Raw genomic sequence first — 24,383 nt, forward strand, 5'->3', positions numbered from 1 at the left:
CCGGCATTATACAGGGATCATAAGATCATTGGAGTCCCTGTGTCTGGATTTGCCGTGCTGTTCTGAGTATCAGGCCGCGTCGAAATAAGAAATGCCAGCGATGTCCGCCGCTTTGATGCCATAAAAAGGCACTGCGGATACCGGCAAGCAATAATGTCCTGATGCGGCTGGCAATACGCTCATCCTGCAGCAGAGTGGGGTTTCCCGTCACCTGAATTCGAAAAGATAATGTCGATATGGTTTCTATGTAGGTATTTGCCAGTGAACCAATCACTGAATCGTGGATAAGGTTGTCAAAATACTCTTTTTGTCCGCGTGAGCGTTCGATTCCCTCTGATAATTTGCTCAGCAGTGTTTTGTTTTCTCTGACTTTTCCTTCAATGTGCATGATGCCCATTGCATATCTGACCACATCCTGGGGTAGGCCCTTGGTGTCACGACTGAGCAGTGCTCGAATACCGTTCAGGCCCTGGCGCAGGTGAGAGACTTCTCCGCCGTATATGTCTATTGCTGACTGTGGGGTGGTGTTGAAGATACTGCTCACCGCAATTTCAAGGTCTGTAGGTGAGATTTGACCTTGGCGGGCAAGCTCGTCCACCAACAGGGCTGATTGGAAAACCCCTGCAATTGCCAGAGTTTGATCCTGAACTGATTTTGTCATTTAGAGTTCTATATATTCAGTGAGTTATTGGTTGTGCCAATTCTATTGGTTCCAGGTTTTTTCGATTACTCCACCACCCAGGCAAGCATCCTCCAGATAAAATACTGCAGACTGGCCAGGAGTGATGGCTCGCTGGGGTTGATCAAACTCGACGATATAGCTGTTCTTCTGTCGAACAATAGTACAAGCCTGATCAGGCTGGCGATAACGATGTTTGCAGTTTAGCCGGCTGCCATCAATGGGGCCAATTCCATCTACCCAGTCATACTTATTAATGCTTAGATACTGAGTGTAGAGAAGTGGATGATCCTGGCCCTGAACGACAGTAAGAACATTGCGGTTAAGGTCTTTGGCCGCAACAAACCAGGGCGCTTCGGTGTGGTTTTTCAGGCCGCCAATGCCAAGGCCCTGTCGTTGCCCAATCGTGTAATACATCAAACCGCTATGCTCGCCAATTACTTCCCCCTCGTCAGTTTCAATTTTTCCTGGTCTGGCGGGCAGGTATTGTTTAAGGAAATCGCTGAAGCGACGTTCTCCTATAAAGCATATGCCTGTGCTGTCTTTTTTTCTGGCGGTTACAAATTGGTGTTTCTCAGCCAGTTCCCGGACCTTTGGCTTTTCAAGTTCGCCAATCGGAAATAGCGATAGATCAAGCTCCGCAGCTCCCACAGCATGCAAAAAGTAAGACTGATCCTTATTGGGATCCAGGCCTTTGAGTAGTTTTGTATTGTGGCCGGCGCCGGATTTCCTGACATAATGGCCTGTGGCTATTTTGTCGGCACCTAAAATCTGAGCATACTCAAGAAAAGCTTTAAACTTAATTTCTTTGTTGCACAGAATATCTGGGTTGGGAGTACGACCCTCCCGATATTCATCCAGAAAATGCTCAAAGACGTTATCCCAATATTCAGCCGCAAAGTTCGCCTGGTGTAATTTGATGCCCAGACGATCACAAACTGCCTGTGCGTCTGCAAGATCTTCTTTCGCAGTACAGTATTCTGTGCCGTCGTCTTCTTCCCAGTTTTTCATGAACAGACCCTCAACCTGATAGCCTTGTTCCAGCAGTAACAATGCGCTGACGGAAGAATCCACTCCGCCTGACATGCCAACGATGACTTTGGTATCTTTATTCATAATAATCCTTCGCTCAGAAGGGGGCGGATTAGAACTCATCTCAAAACTATAGGCAATGGATGGTCGTTGTGATTAAGTTACGGTCAAGATGTGACTTATCAAGAGGCTATGATTGCAAAAGTGAACACACTTGTGACTTATTTGACTTCTTATTCGTCTTACAAGCTCTTAGACTGCCGGCGATTCGTTGCCAGAGAAAATATCGAAGGATAATTCTTTTATGATCATTAAGCCCAAAGTTCGTGGTTTCATTTGTACTACTGCTCATCCCGTTGGGTGCAGAGAGCATGTACGTGAACAGATTGAATATGTAAAAGCCAATAAGCCGGCCGGGAGCGGCCCCAAGAATGTGTTGGTCATAGGATGTTCCAATGGCTATGGTCTGGCTTCCAGAATTGCAGCAGCATTTGGTTATGGTGCCAACACGCTGGGGGTTATGTTTGAAAAAGAACCTACTGAAAAGCGTACAGCATCGGCCGGCTGGTACAATACCAAGGCATTTGAATCATTTGCACACGAAGCGGGCGTATATGCCCGGTCATTTAACGTTGATGCATTCTCAAATGAGGCAAAAGCTGCCGTAATCGAGGCAGCTAAATCTGAGCTGGGGCCGATTGATCTGGTTATATACAGTCTCGGCTCGCCGCGACGTACGGATCCCAACACTGGTATCACCCATTCCTCTTCTCTGAAGGCCATTGGTGAGCCGGTTACCCGCAAAAACCTAAATACCGATACCCGTCAGGTCGGAGAGTTCACCCTTGAACCGGCAAACGATGAAGAAATTGCCAACACAATAAAAGTGATGGGGGGGGAAGATTGGGAATTATGGATGGAAGCGCTTGTTGAGGCGGGTGTGTTGGCTGATGGCGTCAAGACTACTGCATTCAGCTATATTGGCAAGGAGTTGACGTGGCCAATCTATGGCGGTGCCACCATTGGTCGGGCCAAGCAGGATGTTGATCGCGCCTGTAAAGTAATTGCTCAACGTCTGAAGCCTCTCAATGGTTCTGCCCATGTATCGGTTTTAAAGGCGGTCGTTACTCAGTCCAGCTCAGCAATACCTGTAATGCCTCTGTATCTGTCAATTCTGATAAAAGTTATGAAAGAGCAGGGTACCAATGAAGGATGTATTGAGCAGGTAAATGGGCTGTTCAACAATGAGTTATACGCTGACTCTGCTCTGACACTTGATGAAGAAGGCAGAATCCGGATGGATCTGAATGAGCTGAAACCTGAAGTTCAGGACCAGGTTGCTGCTATTTGGGAGGAAGTTGACTCCGACAACCTGGACGAAAAAGCCGACTTCGCGGCTTATCAGGAAGAATTCTTCAGGCTTTTCGGTTTTGGCTATTCCAACGTCGATTACGATCAGGACGTTGATCCAATCGTCTGATTTTTTTTCTTGGGTTTACTGATGCCTGTTTGGGAGCATCAACTTGAAGCTCCCGATATTCACCTGGTAGTAGATCCTCAAGTTTCCATTCGCCAACGGTTGTACGTATCAGGCGCAAAGTAGGGTGCCCCACTGCTGCAGTCATGCGTCTTATCTGGCGATTTCTGCCTTCGCTAATAGATATCTCTATCCAGCTGGTCGGTATTGATTTTCGTTCGCGAACGGGCGGGGTGCGCACCCATATATCGGGTTCTGAAATATTCTGCACTTTTGCTGGCCTCGTCATGCCGTCTTTCAATGGAACTCCGCGAGAAAGTTTCAGAATGGCTTCCTCACCAATCTGGCCCTCTACCTGGACCCAATAGGTTTTCCACTTTTGATGTTTGGGGTTGGAAATCTGTTGTTGCAACAGGCCATTATCTGTAAGAACAATAAGGCCTTCGGAGTCATAATCCAGGCGGCCGGCCACGTTTACTGTTGCATCTTTCACAAAGTCCGCTAAAGTCTGGCGCTCATCGTTTTTTCGAAACTGTGACAGTACATTAAACGGTTTATTCAATAAGATGATTTTGGCCATGTTTCCTAATTCACAAATGTGGTCTGTTCAGGGCTTATATCGTCTTGGCGCCTTACACCAAGGTCGCTATTCGATGCTTGATCGATGCGATATACTCCACGCCCCCAAAACAATACCAGTACTAGCTAATGGAGCGAACATATGGGTTACCAAAAAATCCAGGTGCCATCAGAAGGCAGCAAAATCAGCTTTAACGCTGATGGTTCATTGAATGTCCCCAATAATCCGATTATCCCTTATATTGAAGGTGATGGCATTGGTGTTGACGTAACTCCGCCAATGATCGAAGTTATCGATGCGGCTGTGGCAAAAGCATACGGTGGAGAGAAGAAAATCTCTTGGATGGAAGTCTACGCCGGAGAGAAAGCAACGACCGTTTATGATGCGGATACGTGGTTGCCAGAAGAAACCCTCGAAGCGTTTAAAGAGTTTTGTGTTGGTATTAAAGGCCCGTTGACCACTCCTGTGGGCGGTGGTATCCGTTCTTTGAACGTGGCCATCCGTCAGGAGCTTGACCTGTACGTATGTCAGCGCCCGGTTCAGTGGTTTACTGGAGTTCCCAGCCCTGTTCTGAAACCACATGAAGTAGATATGGTGATCTTTCGTGAAAACTCTGAGGACATTTATGCCGGAGTTGAATGGAAAGCAGGTACGCCTGAAGCTGACAAAATCATCAAATTCCTCAGAGAGGAGATGGGGGTAACAAAGATCCGTTTCCCTGAGAATTGCGGTATCGGTGTCAAGCCTGTTTCTGAAGAAGGTACCAAGCGGTTGGTACGTAAGGCGTTGCAATACACGGTCGACAATGATCGTGATTCATTGACGCTGGTTCATAAAGGCAACATCATGAAGTTTACTGAAGGTGCCTTTAAGGATTGGGGTTACGAAGTTGCCAAAGAAGAATTCGGAGCGGAACTTCTTGATGGTGGACCATGGATGCAGTTCAAAAATCCAAGAACTGGAAAACAGATCATTGTTAAAGATGTCATTGCGGATGCAATGCTGCAGCAAATTTTGTTGCGTCCTGCTGAATACAGCGTTATTGCAACACTAAACCTGAATGGTGATTATTTGTCTGATGCGCTGGCTGCTGAAGTTGGTGGAATCGGTATCGCTCCAGGTGCGAATATTTCTGATGAAGTAGCTGTGTTCGAAGCAACTCATGGTACCGCGCCTAAATATGCTGGACAGGACAAAGTTAACCCCGGTTCATTAATTCTCTCTGGTGAAATGATGCTGCGCCACATGGGTTGGACTGAGGCTGCTGATTTAGTTCTGAAAGGTATGTCTGGTGCTATCGACGCAAAAACCGTTACTTACGATTTCCATCGTTTAATGGACGGAGCAACTTTGGTTAAAGCTTCTGAGTTTGGTAAAGCGATTATCAAAGCAATGGCATAACTGCGAATTAAAAAGAAGCCAAAGCCCCTAAAAATAGGGGCTTTTTCTTTGCCCTGAGTCTATGCTCGTTTTTCTATTTCTGTCGAGGTCTGATCTAACTCCACCGCCAGTTCCCTTGCATGGGTCTCATCTTTTGCAACCTGAACATCAATAGCATGGGTACCACGATTGGCTTTGGTTGTTCGAAACGCAACCGGTTGCCCTGCTTTCAATGTCTTATATCCATCCATCATGATAGATGAATAATGTACAAAAAGATCTTCATCACTTCCTTCTGCTAATACGAATCCGTACCCTTTGGCGTTGTTAAACCATTTAACTTTCCCTGCAGGCATTATGAAACTCCTAAAATGCTGGGTTAAGCCTCAAGCTGACTGATTTGTGAGCAGTCTGGCCGTTACAATGTTGTGGATAGAGCTTGTATTAGTCAACAAGTGCCATTATTAATCTGGACAGACTTGGTAAAGTTTGTAACAGAGTTAACAAGGTGTTTGTCTAAAGCCTCCACTTTAAGGCACATTATCATTGTTAATGTAACGGTATTGATTACTTACCAATTACATAAACTGACTGGCCTAATGAAACGACAGTATATTAAATTGGATGAAGCACGACTAATGGCAGATCATAATCCTTTAGAAGGAGAGAATGGGGGTGGAGTTGCAGTTGAGACCTCAAAACCAGAGTTAAAACGACCTTCGCAATATCGAGTCATTCTTTTAAATGATGACTATACTCCTATGGAGTTTGTGGTACATATACTTGAATTGTTCTTTGGTATGAATCGTGAAAAGGCAACTCAAGTAATGCTTACAGTCCACACACAGGGTAAAGGTGTGTGTGGGGTCTATACTAAGGATATCGCAGAGACTAAAGCGGCAATGGTTAATGAATATTCGCGTCAAAACGAGCATCCGTTAATCTGTGAAGTAGAGCGTGTTCTGTAGCGCCGTCTATGGGATTAAAGAAAGAGGAAGGGTGAAAAATGTTGAGTAAAGACCTTGAGCAAACCCTAAATAATGCGTTTAAAGATGCGAAAGCAAAACGCCACGAGTTCATGACGGTGGAGCATTTATTATTGGCGTTGCTGGATAATGAATCGACTACCAGCGTGTTACGAGCATGCGCTGCAGATCTCGATAAGCTCCGAAAAGAACTGATTGAGTTTGTCGACTCAACCACACCATTAATTCCCGCAGGTGATACAGACCGCGATACTCAGCCCACGCTTGGCTTTCAAAGAGTGTTGCAGCGGGCCGTATTCCATGTTCAGTCTTCCGGAAAAAAAGAAGTAACGGGTGCTAACGTTCTGGTTGCGATATTCAGTGAGCAGGAAAGCCAGGCTGTTTTTTTTCTTAAACAGCAAAATATTAATCGCATTGATGTGGTTAATTTTATCGCTCATGGAATTTCCAAAGTGCAGAACCCTGATTCTGAGTCTAATCCTGATCCCAGTTCCCAGCATGGCAATCCAGATGATGATGCTGGTGAGTCTATGGGGCAGCATCCATTGGAAAGTTTTGCCACGAATCTGAACGAAATGGCCAGAAATGGCAGAATTGATCCGCTCGTCGGGCGTGAGAAGGAAGTTGAACGGGTGATTCAGATTCTGTCGCGCAGAAGAAAAAATAACCCTTTGCTGGTTGGTGAGACAGGGGTTGGTAAGACTGCGATAGCAGAAGGTCTGGCCAAGCGTATCGTTGATCAGGAAGTGCCTGAGATTATTGATAAGGCAACTGTTTATTCTCTTGATCTTGGGGCTTTGCTTGCTGGAACCAAATATCGTGGGGATTTTGAAAAGCGCCTGAAGTCTCTGTTGGCAGAGTTGAAGAAAAAGCCCAAGTCCATTTTATTTATCGACGAGATTCATACGATTATAGGAGCAGGTGCTGCGTCGGGTGGTGTCATGGATGCCAGTAACCTGTTGAAACCGCTACTGAGTTCGGGTGAGTTGCGATGTATTGGTTCAACCACTTTTCAGGAGTTCAGAGGTATCTTTGAAAAAGATAGTGCATTAACTCGTCGATTCCAGAAAATTGATGTATTGGAACCGAGTGTTGATGAAACTTATAAGATTCTGAAGGGGTTGAAGGAGCGTTTCGAGCAACATCATGAAATCAAATATCATGACACGGCTTTGAAGGCTGCAGCTGAGTTGGCCGCCAGATACATATCCGATCGGCATTTGCCGGATAAGGCTATTGATGTGATCGATGAGGCGGGGGCTGCGCAGAGATTGGTTTCCGAGAGTAAGCGTAAAAAGGTAATTAGTGTCAGTGATGTGGAGAAGGTAATCGCCAGCATTGCTCGCATTCCTGCAAAAACGGTTAATCGTTCAGACAAGGAATTGCTGAAAAACCTGGAACGCAATTTAAAGATGACGGTTTTTGGGCAGGAAGAGGCTATCGAAACGCTGGCAGCTTCCATAAAGCTGGCTCGGGCTGGCCTGAAACCTACTGAAAAACCGATAGGTTCTTTCCTCTTTGCAGGGCCTACAGGGGTTGGTAAGACAGAGGTTACCAAGCAGTTGGCCGAAAGTCTCGGGATTCAGTTGATACGCTTTGATATGTCTGAGTATATGGAACGACATACCGTATCTCGTCTGATTGGAGCTCCTCCAGGATATGTGGGTTTTGATCAGGGCGGGTTGTTAACGGATGCTGTTACCAAACATCCGCATGCGGTGTTGCTGTTGGATGAAATAGAGAAGGCTCATCCGGAGGTCTTTAATTTGTTGTTGCAGGTTATGGATCATGGAACGTTGACAGATAATAATGGTCGTAAGGCAGATTTCAGAAATATCATATTGGTTATGACTTCGAACGCTGGTGCTGAAGAAATGGGGCGTAGAAGCATGGGATTTACCACTCAGGACCATAGTACCGATGGGATGGAAATCATTAAGAAAGCGTTTACTCCGGAATTTCGGAACAGGCTTGATGCCATTGTTCAGTTTAAGCCTTTGACAACCGGCATTATTATGGGGGTTGTGGATAAATTCCTTACCGAGTTGCAAGCTCAGCTGGATGAGAAAAAAGTTCAGATGGATGTGGATGAGAGTGCACGAAAATGGCTATGTGATCATGGATATGATGAAAAAATGGGGGCTCGCCCTATGGCCAGGCTTATTCAAGACAAGATCAAACGTCCATTGGCTGAAGAGCTGTTGTTTGGTCGTTTAATTGGAGGTGGCATTATTCGTGTTACTGTCGAGAATGATGATATCACATTGGTAGGAGAGGAAGTCGCGGAGCCGGCATAAGTGGTTTCGTAACAATAAAAAACAAAGGGCACCAGTATGGTGCCTTTTTGTTATGTGTCGCTACTCAGGCTGTTGGTTCAACTTACGTAGACTATAAATTTAACGGGCTCGGTAAGTAATACGGCCTTTACTCAGGTCATAAGGTGTCATTTCAACTTTCACTTTATCGCCCGTTAGAATGCGAATGTAATTCTTACGCATTTTGCCGGAAATATGTGCAGTTACAACATGACCGTTTTCGAGCTTGACTCTAAACATGGTATTGGGAAGGGTTTCGAGAATTTCGCCTTCCATTTCGATGACATCTTCTTTTGCCATAGCTGGTCTATTTAATCCAAAGCAAATTATTTACAGGCGCGGCATTCTGCCTGAAAGTTGCTCATCTTTCAAAGGATTATCAATGTTTTTCAATAATTGCCACTGATTTTGAATAAATACCTCCAAAGGTTGAAACCGGGTCTTATAGTTCATTTTGACTGAATCTTTAATCCAATAGCCTAGATAAACAAAAGGAAGGTCGTGAGCCTGTGCCAATCTGATAAGTGTCAGAATTGCCAAGGTTCCTGGGCTCAACGGCTCCAGTTCTGGTTCGAAATACGTATAGATTGCACTTGGGCCGCTTGAAAACCAGTCAATAACGGTCGTGGCAACCAGTTGCCCGTTACGGCGGTATTCTACAAACCGGGCTTGAGGTTGGTCGGAGATAAGAAAGTCGTGGTAATGTTCAGGCGAAGGGGGATACATGTCTCCATCCTGGTGGCGAAACTCCAGATATCGACTATACAAATTGTAGTGTTCGTCACTGAACAGTGGTTTGATGATTTGGATTTGAATGTCGCTGTTTTTCTTGAGTATGCGGCGAAAAGAACGCTTCCAGACAAATTGAGGCACTACGATTCGGCAGGAAAGGCATTGCTGGCAATCAATGCAGTCAGGTCGGTAGATATGGTCACCCGAGCGCCTGAAACCGACCAGTCCCAGGGCTTCGTTAATCTCGGGTGTAGGTCTGGTGTCGGGAGACAGAAACAACGTTCTGGCCTTTTGGTCAGGAAGATAGCTGCATTCATGTTCGTGAGTGCGATAGAAAACAAAATTATTCATGGTGCTAATGATAGTAGGTCAGAATGACTAAGCACAGTATCGCTGATGAATACATTTGGTTCATAGCTGGCTTTCAGATGTTGCTGAAAATCTGTGCGATCAATCTCTTCACCACCCATGGATTTCAAGTATTCCGTTTTCATCTGACAATCAATCAGACTGAGTTTGCTTTGGGCAGCCGTAAGTGCCAATAAAGCATACTTTGAAGCATTGGGAGTCAGACTGAACATTGACTCACCAAAAAAAATACTTCCCAGGTTGATCCCATACAGCCCGCCAACAAGTGTATCGTGTCGCCATACTTCAACAGAGTGGGCAAATCCCTGCCGATGTGCTTCGCAATAAGCTGATATCATCGAAGGTACCAGCCAGGTGCCGGTTGTGCTTGCTCTGACCTGGGCGCAATGATTGATGACATCTTCAAATCTGCGATCAAAGCTCACATGAGTGATGGCATTTTTTTTGAGGTGTTTTCTCAGAGATCTGTTTATTCGGAGTTTTTTGGGGTATAGAACCATTCGGGGAGAGGGCGACCACCAGATGATGGGTTCGTTATCACTAAACCAAGGGAATATGCCTTTATGATAGGCTGCCTTTAACCAGTCTGGCGTTAGTTGTCCCCCAACTGCAAGCAGGCCATTAGGTTGTTTTAAAGCCTTATATACGTCAGGGAAGTATGGTTGTTCAGTGTTCAGCCAGGGAATATCCATTAGACTCATCGGTTTTGGGAAATTTCCCCGTATTTTCAAAGGGTTGTCTACAGAAGACAAGGGCTTTGAGATACACTTGGCAGCAATCTGTTCATCAATGGGCTTTTAGTAATCAAGGTATCCAGTTTGGCAAAGACCGAAAAATCGACAACCAGTTCCCACTGGCAGCATTTGAAAGAAAGAGGAATAAGGGAAGGAGGGATGATTGCTCTCCTGGCGTTGGCTGCGTATCTGGGATTGGCTCTTTTCAGTTATTATCCTAAAGATCCGGGTTGGTCGTATGTAGGGCATGATCTGACTGTGCACAATATGGCAGGTCCGTCAGGTGCCTGGATTGCCAATGTCATGATGAGTCTTGTTGGTGATTTGTCTTATATTCTGCCATTGGTGCTGATCTATCGCGCCTGGTCATTGTTTCATGATCGCCATGATGAAAAAAAATGGAATGGTCTGGTATTTGCCGTCAGACTTCTCGGATCCATTATTCTCATGCTGTCTGGGGCGGGACTCGCAAGCCTGCATTTTCCATCAACCAATCCTGCTACTGCCGGCGGCTTTTTGGGGCAATGGATTTCCGATATCTTTTTTAGCAGCTTTAACCTGATTGGCAGTACGCTAATTCTGGTTGCTGCGTTCATGTTCAGTCTTACAGTTGCAACCAATCTATCCTGGCTAAAAATTATGGAGGCCCTTGGGGGCGCAGTGTTGTGGCTGTTGGAGCGAGTGGTTAGTCGTATTCGGGTTTGGAAAAGTAGTCGCCAGGAAGCTGTATATTCGCGTAATGCGCTGGAACAACGGAAAGCTACGCTTGAAGTAGCGTTGCAGCAAAAAGAGCAGAAAAAGCCACCCAAAATTCAACCAATGAAGCCAAAACCAGAACCTTCCCAGCGTGCGGTTCAGGAAAAGCAACCTTCGTTATTCGATTCGACGTCTCTTGCGCAATTGCCTTCGCTGGGGTTGTTGACACAACCAGATGCCAATCGAAAATCCGGATACAGCAAAGAGTCTCTGGAAGCCATGTCCAGGCTTCTGGAGATCAAGCTGAAGGACTTTGGAGTTGAAGCTGAGGTAGTATCAGTTGCTCCTGGTCCAGTGATTACCCGCTTTGAAATCCAGCCTGCAGCGGGTGTGAAAGTCAGTAAAATCAGTAATCTTGCGAAGGACTTGGCCAGGTCCATGGCCATGATCAGTGTCCGTGTAGTGGAGATCATTCCTGGTAAAACAACGGTCGGTATTGAAGTTCCGAATGAGAACAGGGCGATTGTGCATCTCAGTGAGGTTCTGTCTTCGGCAATATACGAGCGATCACATTCTGCGCTTACCATGGGTCTGGGACACGATATCAGCGGGACCCCAGTGGTAGCGGATCTGGCCAAAATGCCCCACCTGCTGGTGGCAGGTACAACCGGATCTGGTAAATCGGTTGGTGTGAATGCCATGCTTATCAGCTTGCTTTATAAAGCGACACCGGAACAGGTACGGTTGATATTGGTTGACCCCAAGATGCTGGAGTTATCTGTGTATGACGGTATTCCTCATTTGTTGACTCCGGTTGTCACTGATATGGCAGACGCCGCTAACGCTTTACGCTGGTGTGTTGCAGAAATGGAGCGTCGTTATAAGTTAATGGCTGCTGTAGGTGTCCGGAATATTGCTGGGTTTAATAAAAAGCTCAAAGAAGCAGAGGCGCAGGGCGAAGCCATTAAGGATCCTCTGTGGAAAGCGGAGGATCATATCGAAGGTGAGACAGCGCCGGTGCTGGAGTCGTTACCATTTATCGTAGTGGTCATTGATGAGTTTGCTGACATGATGATGATTGTTGGCAAAAAAGTTGAGGAATTGATTGCGCGTCTTGCGCAAAAGGCCCGTGCTGCTGGTGTTCATTTGATACTCGCAACGCAGCGTCCATCTGTTGATGTAATTACCGGTCTTATTAAAGCCAACGTGCCAACCCGAATAGCGTTTCAGGTTTCGTCTAAAATTGACTCCCGAACCATTTTGGATCAGGGCGGTGCAGAGCAATTGTTAGGGCATGGGGATATGTTATATATGCCACCGGGCACTAGTTATCTTGAGCGGGTTCATGGTGCATTCGTGTCCGATGAAGAGGTGCATAGTGTTGTTGGTGAATGGAAGCAGAGAGGACAGCCGGTATATATCGATGAGATTACTGATGGTGGATCAGATGATTCTATTCCAGGTATGACGTCATCGGGTGGCGACTATGAAGGTGAGGCTGATGCTTTTTTTGATGAAGCCGTAGCATTTGTCACCCAAACCAGAAAAGTATCTGCTTCATCTCTGCAAAGAAAGTTTCGTATAGGTTACAACCGTGCAGCCCGATTGGTTGAATCGATGGAAGATGCAGGAATTGTCAGTAGTGCTGGCCATAATGGTAATCGCGAAGTTTTGGCTCCACCTCCTCCGGAATGATAGGAATTTTATGAAAAGAAAAATTGCTTTGCTGTTGGTGTGTATGCTTCCTGAAGTCGTTTTCGCCTCGGAAAATGATCTCAAACAATTTATTGCTTTGTTGACACAGTATGACAACTTTAAAGCAGGTTTTGTGCAATCCACAGTGTCCAATGATGACTCAACCCTTGAATCCGTCGAGGGTGAGGTTTTGATAAAGCGGCCGAATCAGTTTGTTTGGCTCAGTTATCCCCCGGTAGAGCAGGAAATTGTGTCCAATGGGAAAACGCTGTGGATATATGACCGGGATCTGGATCAGGTAACCATTCAGCCAGCTGAATCAAAAATTCAGGATAGTCCGGCGGTGATTCTCTCTGGAGATGAGGTGCAAATAAAGCGACTTTATGATGTTGCGTTGAACAACGATGGGGTCTATGTATTGACGCCGGTAAAAGAGAATTCAGGATTAAGTTCAATTCAAGTCTCTTTTAAAGAGAATGTTGTCAGCGCACTTTTATTTGAAGATTCTCTCGGTCAAAAAACCATCATTGAATTGTTTGATACAAAAACCAATGTTGTGCTGGGTGGTGATGAGTTTGACTTTGTTCCTCCAGAAGGTGTCGATGTATTGGAACAGGCAGAATGAATGATCTTTTTGATCAGGATGAAAACCGTTTTAGGCCTCTGGCAGAACGTCTGAGGCCATCTTCACTAGATCATTATTTCGGTCAGTCTCATATTCTGGGGCCAGGCAAACCTCTACGTTTAAGTATTGAAAACGACCAGTTGCAATCCATGATCCTCTGGGGACCCCCAGGAGTTGGAAAAACTTCTCTGGCTAAGCTTCTGGCGCGATTGACTGCTTGTCATTTCGATACCTTGTCTGCCGTTATGGCAGGCGTTAAGGATATTCGAAGCAAAGTCGACAAAGCGTTGATGTACCGTTCTCAGAGCCGTAGAACCGTACTGTTTGTGGATGAAGTACATCGTTTCAATAAATCCCAGCAGGACGCATTTTTGCCCTATGTGGAAGATGGCACATTCATTTTTATAGGTGCGACGACTGAAAACCCATCGTTTGAACTTAACAGCGCCTTGCTCTCCCGGGCACGGGTTTATAAGTTGCAGTCCCTGGCAGAACCAGAGTTGTCCCAGTTGTTGGATCATGCGTTGGACTATGATGAGCAGCTGCAACGTCAGCAGCTGAAGTTTTCGAGTGAAACCCGTCAGCTGGTCATTGCTGCTGCAGATGGTGATGCCCGTAAACTGCTTGGTATGGTTGAGATGATTGCTGATATTGCGCAGCCGGGAGTAGAGGTGAGTCATGAGCTGGTTCGCGAGATCATCGGTGGGTCTGTTCGTCGCTTTGATAAGGGTGGTGACGTTTTTTACGAACAGATATCTGCCCTGCATAAGTCTGTAAGGGGAAGTGCTCCGGATGCCGCGTTGTATTGGTTTTGCCGCATGATTGATGGCGGTTGTGATCCTCTATACGTTGCTAGAAGAGTGGTTCGCATGGCATCAGAAGATATTGGTAATGCTGATCCGAGGGCTTTGACATTGGCCTTGAATGCCTGGGATGTTCAGGAACGTTTAGGGTCTCCTGAGGGGGAACTGGCTATTGCCCAGGCAGTTATATATTTGGCCTGTGCTCCCAAAAGCAATGCGGTGTATATGGCTTACAAGCGCGCGATGTCGCTGGTTGCAGAGTCGCCATCGGAGGAAGTTCCGATGCACTTGCGTAATGCGCCGACAAAGCTGATGTCAGATATGGGAATGGGGGTGGAATATCGCTATGCCCATGATGAGCCAGAAGGGTATGCGGCAGGGGAAAATTATTTTCCTGAAAGCCTTAAAGATCAGAAGTTCTACTCTCCTGTTTCCCGCGGGCTGGAGGGAAAAATCAAGGAGAAGCTTGAGTATCTGTCCAGCCTTGACCATCACTCGAATAGGAAGCGTTATCCATCATGAGTCCGTATCATTGGAGTTTTTTGCTGGCAGTTGCTTCTGGTGGCGCCTGTGGAGCAATCTGTCGTTATATGCTGGGACAGATCACACGCAGCTGGATGAATAATGGTTTGCCTATCGGGACCCTGCTCGCCAACATAGTCGGTAGTTTTGTTATGGGCTTGGCATTTATCTGGTTCACACTAAAATACCCCCTGTTGGGACACTGGCGAACCTTTGTTCAAGTTGGATTCCTTGGGGCCTTGACCACTTTTTCCAGTTTTGCGCTGGAATCCGTGTTGCTGTGGGATCAGGGTAACAATACCATGGCCTTGATGTATGCTATCGGCAGTGTTATCAGTTGCATTCTTGCTGTCGTTGTTGGCATACAAGTTGGAAAATTATTCGTTTAATCTTTTTAGGATCAATCATGCTGGATATCAAACTGCTACGTACAGAGTTGGAAGATGTGGCTCTGAAATTGAAGAAAAAAGGGTTCACGCTCGATGTGGATACCTTTCAGTCGTTGGAAGCAGAAAGAAAATCGTTGCAGGTTGAATCTGAGTCTTTACAGGCTGAGAAAAACAAGGCGTCCAAGGAAATTGGGCAACTGATTGCTAGTGGTGTTCCTGTTGATCAGGCGAAGCAGCAGGTTCAGGAGAAGTTGACTGAGATATCAGGCCGACTGGATGACTCTGGTGAAAAGCTCAAGGAAGTTCTGGGTAGATTGGATGATATGCTGGCGCGCATTCCTAACATTCCTGATGAATCGGTGCCAGAAGGGTTGACTGAAGATGATAATGTTGAGGTTTTGACCTGGGGAACGCCCCGAGAGTTTGACTTTGAAGTTAAGGATCATGTCGATCTGGGTAGTGGTCTTGATGGATTGGATTTTGAAATTGCCGGAAAAATAACCGGCAGTCGTTTTGCGGTTATGAAAGGTCAGCTGGCTCGTCTTCATCGTGCGCTGGCCCAATTTATGTTGGATACCCATGTTAACGAGCATGGTTATACTGAGCTAAATGTGCCTTTTATCGTGAACGCGGACTCCATGTTTGGTACCGGCAATTTGCCGAAACTGGAAGAGGATTTGTTTAAGCTGCGGGGTGATCAGAATTACTACCTGATTCCGACAGCGGAAGTCCCTGTTACTAACATGGTTCGTGATCAGGTACTGGATGCGGACGCCTTACCAATCAAATATTCTGCGCATACGCCTTGTTTTCGCAGCGAAGCCGGTAGTTATGGACGAGATACCCGTGGCATGATTCGCCAGCATCAGTTTGAAAAAGTTGAAATGGTGCAGATAGTTCATCCCGCAAAATCTTTCGAAGCCCTGGAAGAACTCGTGGGTCACGCTGAAGCTATTTTGCAGAAGCTGAAACTTCCATACCGGAAAGTTGTTCTCTGTGGTGGGGATAGTACGTTTGGGTCTGCTAAAACCTATGATCTTGAGGTTTGGTTGCCTGGGCAGAGTAAGTATCGAGAGATTTCAAGCTGTTCCAATCTGACTGATTTTCAGGCGCGCCGAATGCAGGCCCGGTTTAGAAATCCGGAAACGGGCAAGCCTGAGCTGGTTCATACTTTAAATGGTTCGGGGCTTGCTGTTGGCCGGGCCATGGTTGCTGTCCTGGAAAACTATCAGCAATCCGATGGATCGATTGAGGTGCCAGAAGTGTTGGTACCATATATGGGTGGAGTTACAATTTTACATCCATGATTTCCGTCGCTGTCAGGCAAGTCTGCCTGACAGTTTCTTCTTTTCCTTCAGTATTGTTTTACCCCACACAACCGCCGCAATAGTTCTTGTTTGCGCATGGCGGAGCTTCAGGATTTTTCAGCGTACTGCTTTTTACTATGCCAACAGCAGTTAGTACCTTTTCAACAGGTGTGTCTCCAGGAATTGAAGCGTCATGGTTACCGGTCATTTGTTCCAGGTCACTCCAGTTTCTGAGCTTTGTATTCATAGAGTGTCTGACCTCATAGATCTGTTGATTGGCTTCGCAGCGGTAATGATAGGTTGGCATAGTAGTTCTCTTTAATGGAACAAATCAGGATGCACAAATATATAAGATATTAAATGGAAAGCTGAAGGGGCAGGGATTGCTTCAGATCATGTTGGGCAGCAATCACAGAGAGCCATAAGGCTCTCTGTGTGATATCAGATTACTGACTCAGTAGTGCTTCAAGTTTTTCGATATCGGCGATAAATGAACGAATGCCTTCGGCCAGTTTTTCAGTTGCCATTGCATCCTGGTTCATCTCCAGACGAAATGCTTTTTCAGTGATGGGTGTGGGAGTGGCAGTCGTATTGCTTGCGGGTTTTAGCTTGCGAGTCAGCTCACCTTGGTCCGCGGCAAGGCTATCCAGCAGAGCGGGGGATATAGTCAGTTTGTCGCAGCCGGCCAGGTTTTCAATTTCTTCCTGGGTACGGAAGCTGGCGCCCATCACGACAGTCTTGATGCCATGTTCTTTGTAATAGTTATAAATACTGGTGACAGACTGAACCCCAGGATCATTGGCACCGCTATAATCAGCATCCGGCTGGCTTTTTTTGTACCAGTCAAGAATACGGCCCACAAATGGCGAAATCAGAAATGCACCAGCATCTGCACACGCCTTTGCCTGGGCAAATGAAAACAGCAGTGTCAAATTGCAATGAATGTTTTCCTGTTCAAGTACTTTGGCGGCTTGAATGCCTTCCCAAGTAGATGCAATTTTTATCAGGATCCTGGATTTGTCCACACCGACTTTTGAGTAAAGGTGAATCAGGGTGCGTGCTTTTTCGATGGTTGCTTCGGTATCAAAAGACAGTCGGGCATCCACTTCGGTGCTGATCAGTCCTTCGATATTCTCGCTGATCTGTGCGCCCAAACACACCGCCAGGCAGTCGGCCAGCTGTCCTGAAGAAGGAGTCCCGTATTCGCTTTCACCAAGGTTTTTGGCTTTTTCAATAGTTGCCTGGTACTGGCCGGACTGGATGGCTTTGAGGACCAGCGTTGGATTGGTTGTGGCATCTTCAGGTTTTAGGCGCTTGATTGCATCCAATTCCCCTGTATCTGCTACCACGGTTGTCATTTGCTTTAGTTGCTCTAGCTTGGAAAGACTCATCGTCTACAGTCTCCTGATTAAATAGTTTGGTTGAGCTGCGATCATTGTATCAGCTTAAGAGCCTGGGAAAGAAGATGACTATTCTGCGGGGTTTTATGCATATTCTGGCTAAGAAATCTGCGAAAAGCGCGTGCTCCGGGCTTTCCCTGCACAACGGCCAACAGATGTTTCAGGATAAATTTTACCGGAATATTCTGGCGAGCCAGTTGGCCGACATAAGGCACCATGGCATGAAGTAACTGAATGTCCGTCATATTACTGCCTGTCGAACCGTAAATCTGATCATCAATATCTTTCAGCATCATTGGATTGTAATAGGCTTCCCGACCCACCATGACACCATCGACATGCTCTAGGTGTTCGTGACACTCATCAATAGTTTTGATACCGCCATTTATAATGATTTCGCAGTCAGGGAAGTCTTTTTTTAACGCGTAGACAGTCTCATATTTTAGTGGAGGAATTTCCCGATTCTCCTTTGGAGACAGTCCTTGTAGTATGGCTTTACGGGCATGCACAATGAAGACCCGGCACCCGGCATGATATTGGGACCCAATAAAGTCCCTGACGAAGCCGTAGGAATCCAGGTCATCTACACCAATACGATGTTTGATTGTCACCGGCAGAGAACAATGATCTGTCATGGCTCTAAATGCATCTTGTACTTTTTCCGGATGCTTCATTAATACAGCACCAATCAGGCCATTTTGGACCCGATCTGAGGGACAGCCGACATTGAGATTTAACTCGGCGTACTGCCATTTTTCCGCTAACCGGGCGGCAGTTGCCAGCTCCCGAGTATCATATCCGCCTACCTGGAGCGCCAGGGGCTGCTCTAATTCTGAATAGTCCAGAAAGCGATCAATGTCTTTGCTTCTGGTGAGAGCAGCGCTGGTTACCATTTCAGTATACAAAACCGCATGTTTGGATAGCTGTCGCCACATATAACGGCAGTGGCGATCAGACAAGTCCATCATGGGGGCAGTGCAGAATCTTCTGTCAATCGCCATCCGAACTAAAACCACACCAAAACAGCTACAATCGATACTCCCGTTAACACTACGGTATAGGGCAGCGCCATCCATACCATTCTTCCATAAGAAAGTCTTATAAGTGGAGCAATGGCAGATGTTAATAAAAATAAAAAAGCGGCTTGTCCATTGGGTGTTGCCACTGAAGGCAGGTTGGTGCCGGTGTTGATTGCGACGGTCAGGACATCGAAGTGTTCCCGACTGATATGGCCGTGTTGTAACTGTTCGTATACTTCATTGATATATACTGTAGCAACGAATACGTTATCGCTGATCATTGAAAGAACACCATTGGCCATAAAGAACATAACCGGCTGTATCTCTGTATCCAATGTCAGCACCCAGGAGATAATGGGGGTAAACAAATGTTGCGCGTGTATGACGGCAACAATGGCGAAAAAGACTATGAGTAGCGCAGTAAAGGGTAGGGCTTCAGTGAAGGCTTTGCCGATTGCATGCTCATCATTTATGCCATTGAGCGCTGTTAACAAAATAATGACTGATAATCCAATCAAACCGACTTCAGCCAGGTGAAATGCAAGGGCCAGTACCAGATATGCAGCCACGCCTCCTTGCATCATTAATTGAATAACGTCAGCTCTAGTGCGATTGCTTTGTTCGTGGCGGTCAAAGTCTTCCAGTATGCCTCTGACTGAATCAGGTAATAAGTCTCCATAGCCAAACCATTTCATCTTTTCCAATAGCAGGCAGGTTAATAATCCAGCTACCAGGACCGGCATGCTTACCGGAGCGATACGGATAAAGAATTCAACAAAATCCCATCCGGCTACATTAGCAATCAATAGGTTCTGTGGTTCTCCGACCAGGGTGCATACTCCGCCCAGTGCTGTACCTACTGCTCCGTGCATGAGCAGGCTTCTCAAGAAGCCTCTGAAATTTTCCAGATCATCGCGATGGTGCTCACCCAGCTGATCATCATCATCGTGGTTATGCTCATGAGTAAAGTGTTTGCCTGAAGCGACTCTATGGTAAACGGAATAGAAGCCCACGCTGATGCTGATCAGCACGGCTGTAACGGTAAGTGCATCCAAAAATGCGGATAATATTGCTGCCATTATGGAAAATAGCAGTGACAGTAGCGCTTTTGACCTGACTTTAAGGAAGACCTTGGTAAAGGCGAATAGCAGCAGGTCTTTCATAAAGTAAATACCTGCAACCATAAACATCAGTAGCAGAATGACTTCAAGATTGTGTTCCGTTTCCATCATAACGTTGGCTGGGCCAACGAAATTTCCCTCTTCGTTTACACCGGTACCAGCCAGACCAATTATGACTGCCTCTATTGCCAACAATCCGCCTGGTAACAACGGATAACACTTCAGAGCCATGGCCAGCGTAAAAATAAATTCGCCGATTAACAGCCAGCCAACTACTGTTGGGCCAGTATCACCTAAAATAAACAACAAAATTGGATTAATGATCAAGAAGGCTATAATGACCTGCTTGTACCATTGAGGAGCGTTTCCTAAAAAGTTGTGGGTGAGGGCCTTTGAAAAGGTTGCGACCATTAAGTTTTCCTCAGTTTCATAATATGGAATGACTGTTAACTGACCTACAAAAAAGGAGGCAACAAAGTATAGACTCTTGCAAATATTGCAACCATTTTAGCGGGGGCTATCCTTAACATTGATCTTCGTGTGTATATCTTGCTTAGTTTTGCTACGGTAATCACCAAATTGTGAGCAAAGTGCTGGTGGTCAAATAGTTTTTAAGGCAGCATTGAGTGGTTAAAACTGACGCTTAGTTTCAATTTATCCTAATGACGATGGAGTTAAATGAGCAGTACAGCCTCTTTTAAACTGGTTCATGAAGAACTGGAAAACACTATTCAGGAAGCTCAAAAAAACCTGGAAACCTTTTTGTCAGACCCCAGTGACATAAGGGTTTTAGAGAGTGCTATTGATGAAATAAACCAGGTTCGCGGTACTTTCGTAATGCTTGAGGATAAGGGCGGAGCGATTCTTTGTGAAGAGTTCGGGCGTCTGTTGACTGAGCTGCCGGTATCGGATATCCAGGCACAAAATTATCGTGGTAAGGTGGTCAGTGATGCTGTTACCCAGACGTTGTTGATTCTGGGGCGTTATTTTGAATATTTGGGGATCCGTCAACAGACGCGTCCCGAAATCCTGTTGCCTTCTATTAATAGAGTGCGTAAGGCCCGGGGGCTGCAGGACCTCCGTGAAAGCTACTTTTATAATTACACCGTCACTCATATTCTGAAACCGCGCACTCAGGCGGTGTTCAAGCTTGATCAGCAGTCTTTGATCAATCTCAGAAAGTATCGTCATATTTATCAGGCTTCATTTCTTTTCCTGCTCAAGGGTGAGCGTACCCGCGGAGCATTCAAATATATGCATAGGGCTGTTTCTCAGGTTGTGCGAATTGCAGCCAACAGTAATATTGCTCCTATGTTCTGGCTGGCGGCATGTGCAATTGACTGTATGGCTGCTTCAGGTGCTCAGGTTGGACCCGCGAGAAAGTTGACATTGGCTCAGATTGATCGTCAGATCCGGTTGCTGATTACTCATAAAGACGCGGCGTTTCAACAGAAGCCAGCCAAGGATCTTATCAAAGAGCTGTTATATATCATTGTACTTTGCAAGGTGGATTCTCCGCTTGCAACCCAAATTAAGCGTGTTTATAAGCTTCCTGATACGGACGTCAGTGATCATGAGTTGTCGGAACAGATTGATTTATTGAATAGCCCTGGGCAGTCGGTAATGCAATCTGTCTCTACAGCTTTGAGTGAGGAAATCCTTAACGTCAAGGAAATGGTGGATAATGCTGCACGTAATAATCAAAGCATCCCTTTCAGTGCCAAGGCGTTGCATGCAGCGCTGATTAAGATTACCGATATTCTCAAAATGGTTGGGTTGGTATCTCCGTCCAATGTGCTCAGGCAGCAGGCAGATATGGTTGGTGGATGGGCTGATCGCGCTGCTCCGTCGACTGATCAGTTGCTACGAATTGCTGATGCTGTTTTATATGCCGAGAGCGCTATTGGCCGTTTGAGTCGCGGTGCACCTGTGGCGAATGTCGAAGATCATATCAATGAAGCTGCCGGTGCTCAGTTGCGAGAGGCCAAAGTTGCGCTGATTGACGAGGCGTCCAGTGGTCTGGCAACGGCGAAACGATCCATTACTGCCTTCATTGATTCAAATGGCGATACTATTCATTTGGCTAATGTCAAAGCAACTCTTGCCGGAGTCAAAGGAGCATTGGTTTTCCTTGGCAGTCAGAAAGCCGCCCAGATCGTGCAGGTATGCTCAGACTTTGTGGAGAAGAAACTTCTCTCAAAACAGGTTTCTTATTCAGCAGATGTGCTTGAGCATTTGGCAGATGCACTGTCCAGCATGGAGTTCTTCATTGAAACCACAATCAGCGATGATACCAATGATATGGAAGCGCTGAAGGTAGCTTCGCATGCGGCAGCGCATCTGCGCTGAACGGTGAATAAAGAAACAAGGAAAGATCATGTCATATCCCATTTTTTTTGCAGTTGGAGCGCTGATCGCATTCCTAATCCTTATAGGTGGTCTGTTTATTCTTGTTCGGAGTAGATGGATACTAGGGTGGATTAAAGGGAGTTTTGGTCTATTGATGGTATTAGGGGCGGTTTTTGGTTTTTTTGCTCTATTCGACCTGAGTTCTTATCGAGCGCTCAACATGGAACAGAATCTCGCAACCGTTTCTTTCGAGCAACTGTCAAAGCAGCGTTTTAAGGCAATGGTTTCAGTTTCCAATGATGAAACCTGGGAGTATGAGCTTGCTGGCGATATGTGGCAGATGGATGTCCGGATTATTACGTGGAAAGGGCCTTTGGCTGTGATGGGAATGTTGCCCGCTTATCGGCTGGATAGATTATCCGGCCGATATCTCACCGTTGAAGACGAGAACGACAATGAACGTACTGCTTATAGCTTTCATGATCAGAAAGGCCTTGATGCATGGGCTATGATGCAGAAAGTAGGGGGGCTGGGTTTGATCGATGCCTCTTACGGCAGTGCTACTTACATGCCTATGCGTCACGGCGCCTTGTATGCTGTTGGTCTGGCCGCCAAGGGGTTGGTTGCCAGACCTATTAATGAGCCTGCCAAGGAGGCTCTTCAGCAGTGGAAGTAGTTCTCTTACATTGAGAACAGATCTCCGAGTTTGGTTGCCAGCATCATATTGCCTTCGGTTTTCAGTTTTCCAAGCATAAACGCCTGCATACCGCTGGTCTTGCCTGAGATGATTTTTTCCAATGTTTCCTTGCTGAGTATCAGAGTGACACTGGGATCTTCATGATCGCCCTGGTGTAATTCGCAGTTGTCGTTGGCGACCACCAGATAATAATGATCATCGTCAGATATATTGAACTGAAAGATTACGTCCATGCCAGCAGCTGCGGATGCATTAAATTTTCCAACAATTTGTTCGAAAATTTCTGAAACTGTTCCCATATAAATCTCTCTTTTAGTCATGATGTAATTAGGCTGTTATTCTAGACAGTCTGGCTGATTAAATTCAAACGGTTGTTTGAAAATATTCTGGATTATGAATATAGGTCATAAAAATAGGTTGTAGAAATTATTGATGAGCTGAGGAGCACAAATTGGCTGAGTATGGCATTTTTCTATTGAAGACAATCACTTTGGTGATTGCATTTGGTTTTATTGTAATGATTCTGGTGTCGGCTGGAAGCAAGCAAAAGAAGGCAGGGAAGGGACAGTTGGAGATTTACAAGCTGAATGACCGCCTGGATGGATATAAAAAGCAGATTAGCCAGATTTTGCTGGATAAAAAAGAACAAAAAAAGATCAATAAAGAGGAAAAGAAGCGCGAGAAGGCCAACCGAAAGCGGTCGGAACCTGCAAAACGCAGAGTTTTTGTGATCAATTTTGTAGGGGATATGGCAGCTTCTGCGGTCTCTAATCTTCGTGAGGAAGTTTCTGCAATTCTGGCAGTTGCCAGTGAGAAAGATGAAGTTGTACTGAAGCTGGAAAGCCCTGGTGGGGCTGCGCATAGTTATGGATTGGCTGCGTCACAGCTAACTCGAATCAAAGAGAAAGGTCTTGGATTGACTGTCTGTGTAGATAAGGTGGCAGCCAGCGGTGGTTATATGATGGCTTGTGTGGGAGATAAGATATTGTCTGCGCCTTTTGCCATCATTGGATCCATCGGAGTGGTGGCTCAACTCCCTAATTTTCATCGTCTGCTAAAGAAAAATGATATCGATGTGGAGCTACATACCGCGGGAGAATTTAAACGGACTTTAACGATGTTGGGAGAGAATACGGAAGCAGGTCGTGAAAAGTTCAAACAGGAGCTCGAAGCGCTGCACCAGCTTTTTAAGGAATTTGTACGAAAAAACCGCTCTCAGTTGGATATCGATAAAGTAGCAACCGGTGAATTTTGGATGGGGGCAGAAGCGTTAGATTTGAAACTGGTCGATAAGATAGGTACCAGTGATCAATATCTGATGGACTTGAGTGCCAATGCTGATGTGTTTGAAGTCATTTATCGCAGAAAAAAAGCGATCCCTGAGCGTCTGATGCATTCGGCCAGTCAAGGAGTGTTAGAGTCCTTTTCAAAGTTTAGTCAGATCTGGAACTGGCAAAAGTAAAGAGTGGAAACGCA

24 protein-coding genes are annotated in these 24,383 nt (G+C 45.9%); 12 read left to right on the forward strand and 12 right to left on the reverse strand.

Annotation, left to right across the window (positions count from 1 at the left end; translation table 11 throughout):
- Positions 1 to 25: 25 nt before the first annotated feature.
- Both hflD and mnmA read right to left on the reverse strand, forming a co-directional pair.
- Positions 26 to 661, reverse strand: coding sequence for a high frequency lysogenization protein HflD (gene hflD, locus YC6258_RS15015; RefSeq protein WP_044617706.1), 636 nt, complete (start codon positions 659 to 661; stop codon positions 26 to 28).
- Between the two features lie 42 nt (positions 662 to 703).
- Positions 704 to 1,795, reverse strand: coding sequence for a tRNA 2-thiouridine(34) synthase MnmA (mnmA, locus tag YC6258_RS15020; RefSeq protein ID WP_044617707.1), 1,092 nt, complete (start codon positions 1,793 to 1,795; stop codon positions 704 to 706).
- 220 nt (positions 1,796 to 2,015) lie between these two features.
- Between mnmA and fabV the strand changes: the two genes are divergently transcribed.
- A complete protein-coding gene (gene fabV / locus YC6258_RS15025; RefSeq protein ID WP_044617708.1) occupies positions 2,016 to 3,191 on the forward strand; it encodes an enoyl-ACP reductase FabV in 1,176 nt (391 codons plus the stop codon).
- Here the strand turns inward: fabV and YC6258_RS15030 are convergent.
- Entirely contained in the window at positions 3,127 to 3,768 is a 642-nt protein-coding gene (locus YC6258_RS15030) for a pseudouridine synthase (RefSeq protein WP_044617709.1), read from the reverse strand. The genes fabV and YC6258_RS15030 overlap by 65 nt on opposite strands.
- 141 nt (positions 3,769 to 3,909) lie before the next feature.
- On the opposite strand from YC6258_RS15030, the gene icd reads away from it, so the two are divergent.
- Positions 3,910 to 5,169, forward strand: a complete 1,260-nt coding sequence (gene icd, locus YC6258_RS15035) for an NADP-dependent isocitrate dehydrogenase (protein ID WP_044617710.1) — start codon at positions 3,910 to 3,912, stop codon at positions 5,167 to 5,169.
- 59 nt (positions 5,170 to 5,228) lie between these two features.
- Here the strand turns inward: icd and YC6258_RS15040 are convergent, their stop codons facing one another.
- The gene (locus YC6258_RS15040) at positions 5,229 to 5,504 is read right to left on the reverse strand and encodes a cold shock domain-containing protein (protein ID WP_044617711.1); all 276 of its coding nucleotides are present in this window, start codon (positions 5,502 to 5,504) and stop codon (positions 5,229 to 5,231) included.
- A 282-nt stretch (positions 5,505 to 5,786) separates the two neighbouring features.
- On the opposite strand from YC6258_RS15040, the gene clpS reads away from it, so the two are divergent.
- Positions 5,787 to 6,116: an ATP-dependent Clp protease adapter ClpS gene (gene clpS, locus YC6258_RS15045; RefSeq protein WP_044620069.1), complete on the forward strand. Its 330-nt coding sequence runs from the start codon at positions 5,787 to 5,789 to the stop codon at positions 6,114 to 6,116.
- Between the two features lie 38 nt (positions 6,117 to 6,154).
- Positions 6,155 to 8,431: an ATP-dependent Clp protease ATP-binding subunit ClpA gene (gene clpA, locus YC6258_RS15050; protein WP_044617712.1), complete on the forward strand. Its 2,277-nt coding sequence runs from the start codon at positions 6,155 to 6,157 to the stop codon at positions 8,429 to 8,431.
- A gap of 99 nt (positions 8,432 to 8,530) precedes the next feature.
- Here clpA and infA read toward each other — a convergent pair whose 3' ends face one another.
- From infA to aat, 3 genes are read right to left on the reverse strand one after another with little or no spacing between them, the layout of a single operon-like run.
- On the reverse strand, positions 8,531 to 8,749 hold the full coding sequence (gene infA / locus YC6258_RS15055; protein ID WP_044617713.1) for a translation initiation factor IF-1: 219 nt from the start codon (positions 8,747 to 8,749) through the stop codon (positions 8,531 to 8,533).
- 30 nt (positions 8,750 to 8,779) lie between these two features.
- Positions 8,780 to 9,532: an arginyltransferase gene (locus YC6258_RS15060; protein ID WP_082070738.1), complete on the reverse strand. Its 753-nt coding sequence runs from the start codon at positions 9,530 to 9,532 to the stop codon at positions 8,780 to 8,782.
- Entirely contained in the window at positions 9,529 to 10,251 is a 723-nt protein-coding gene (gene aat, locus YC6258_RS15065; protein WP_245626939.1) for a leucyl/phenylalanyl-tRNA--protein transferase, read from the reverse strand. Before aat ends, YC6258_RS15060 begins: the two co-directional genes overlap by 4 nt.
- Positions 10,252 to 10,368: 117 nt before the next feature.
- Here aat and YC6258_RS15070 point away from each other — a divergent pair, with 117 nt between their 5' ends.
- Genes YC6258_RS15070 through serS form a run of 5 tightly spaced genes read left to right on the forward strand, consistent with a single transcriptional unit; the run spans position 10,369 to position 16,321 of the window.
- Positions 10,369 to 12,675 (forward strand): DNA translocase FtsK, encoded by a 2,307-nt coding sequence (locus YC6258_RS15070; RefSeq protein ID WP_044617716.1) that lies wholly within the window; start codon positions 10,369 to 10,371, stop codon positions 12,673 to 12,675.
- Positions 12,623 to 13,300 carry an outer membrane lipoprotein periplasmic chaperone LolA gene (gene lolA / locus YC6258_RS15075; RefSeq protein ID WP_169748979.1) on the forward strand — a complete coding sequence of 226 codons (678 nt, stop codon included), beginning with the start codon at positions 12,623 to 12,625 and terminating at the stop codon, positions 13,298 to 13,300. Before YC6258_RS15070 ends, lolA begins: the two co-directional genes overlap by 53 nt.
- Positions 13,297 to 14,625 (forward strand): replication-associated recombination protein A, encoded by a 1,329-nt coding sequence (locus tag YC6258_RS15080; protein ID WP_044617718.1) that lies wholly within the window; start codon positions 13,297 to 13,299, stop codon positions 14,623 to 14,625. Before lolA ends, YC6258_RS15080 begins: the two co-directional genes overlap by 4 nt.
- Positions 14,622 to 15,014 carry a fluoride efflux transporter CrcB gene (gene crcB, locus YC6258_RS15085; protein ID WP_044617719.1) on the forward strand — a complete coding sequence of 131 codons (393 nt, stop codon included), beginning with the start codon at positions 14,622 to 14,624 and terminating at the stop codon, positions 15,012 to 15,014. The genes YC6258_RS15080 and crcB overlap by 4 nt, the downstream gene beginning before the upstream one ends.
- A gap of 17 nt (positions 15,015 to 15,031) precedes the next feature.
- The gene (serS, locus tag YC6258_RS15090; protein ID WP_044617720.1) at positions 15,032 to 16,321 is read left to right on the forward strand and encodes a serine--tRNA ligase; all 1,290 of its coding nucleotides are present in this window, start codon (positions 15,032 to 15,034) and stop codon (positions 16,319 to 16,321) included.
- A gap of 58 nt (positions 16,322 to 16,379) precedes the next feature.
- Here serS and YC6258_RS15095 read toward each other — a convergent pair whose 3' ends face one another.
- The 4 genes from YC6258_RS15095 to nhaB form a co-directional block, all read right to left on the reverse strand.
- Positions 16,380 to 16,628 carry an FmdB family zinc ribbon protein gene (locus YC6258_RS15095; protein WP_044617721.1) on the reverse strand — a complete coding sequence of 83 codons (249 nt, stop codon included), beginning with the start codon at positions 16,626 to 16,628 and terminating at the stop codon, positions 16,380 to 16,382.
- A 139-nt stretch (positions 16,629 to 16,767) separates the two neighbouring features.
- The gene (gene tal, locus YC6258_RS15100) at positions 16,768 to 17,712 is read right to left on the reverse strand and encodes a transaldolase (protein ID WP_044617722.1); all 945 of its coding nucleotides are present in this window, start codon (positions 17,710 to 17,712) and stop codon (positions 16,768 to 16,770) included.
- A 41-nt stretch (positions 17,713 to 17,753) separates the two neighbouring features.
- Positions 17,754 to 18,722 (reverse strand): tRNA dihydrouridine(20/20a) synthase DusA, encoded by a 969-nt coding sequence (gene dusA / locus YC6258_RS15105; RefSeq protein WP_082070741.1) that lies wholly within the window; start codon positions 18,720 to 18,722, stop codon positions 17,754 to 17,756.
- Between the two features lie 5 nt (positions 18,723 to 18,727).
- The gene (gene nhaB, locus YC6258_RS15110; RefSeq protein ID WP_044617724.1) at positions 18,728 to 20,272 is read right to left on the reverse strand and encodes a sodium/proton antiporter NhaB; all 1,545 of its coding nucleotides are present in this window, start codon (positions 20,270 to 20,272) and stop codon (positions 18,728 to 18,730) included.
- A 267-nt stretch (positions 20,273 to 20,539) separates the two neighbouring features.
- Here nhaB and YC6258_RS15115 point away from each other — a divergent pair, with 267 nt between their 5' ends.
- Both YC6258_RS15115 and YC6258_RS15120 read left to right on the forward strand, forming a co-directional pair.
- Complete coding sequence (locus tag YC6258_RS15115; RefSeq protein ID WP_044617725.1) at positions 20,540 to 22,210, forward strand: FimL-related protein; 1,671 nt, start codon at positions 20,540 to 20,542, stop codon at positions 22,208 to 22,210.
- 28 nt (positions 22,211 to 22,238) lie between these two features.
- Complete coding sequence (locus YC6258_RS15120; RefSeq protein ID WP_044617726.1) at positions 22,239 to 22,886, forward strand: hypothetical protein; 648 nt, start codon at positions 22,239 to 22,241, stop codon at positions 22,884 to 22,886.
- A 5-nt stretch (positions 22,887 to 22,891) separates the two neighbouring features.
- On the opposite strand, the gene YC6258_RS15125 is transcribed toward YC6258_RS15120, so the two are convergent.
- Entirely contained in the window at positions 22,892 to 23,206 is a 315-nt protein-coding gene (locus YC6258_RS15125) for an SCP2 sterol-binding domain-containing protein (RefSeq protein ID WP_044617727.1), read from the reverse strand.
- Between the two features lie 152 nt (positions 23,207 to 23,358).
- Here YC6258_RS15125 and sohB point away from each other — a divergent pair, with 152 nt between their 5' ends.
- Positions 23,359 to 24,369 carry a protease SohB gene (gene sohB, locus YC6258_RS15130; protein WP_044617728.1) on the forward strand — a complete coding sequence of 337 codons (1,011 nt, stop codon included), beginning with the start codon at positions 23,359 to 23,361 and terminating at the stop codon, positions 24,367 to 24,369.
- Positions 24,370 to 24,383 lie beyond the last annotated feature (14 nt).

The organism is Gynuella sunshinyii YC6258, from assembly GCF_000940805.1.
GTDB classification, from domain to species: domain Bacteria; phylum Pseudomonadota; class Gammaproteobacteria; order Pseudomonadales; family Natronospirillaceae; genus Gynuella; species Gynuella sunshinyii.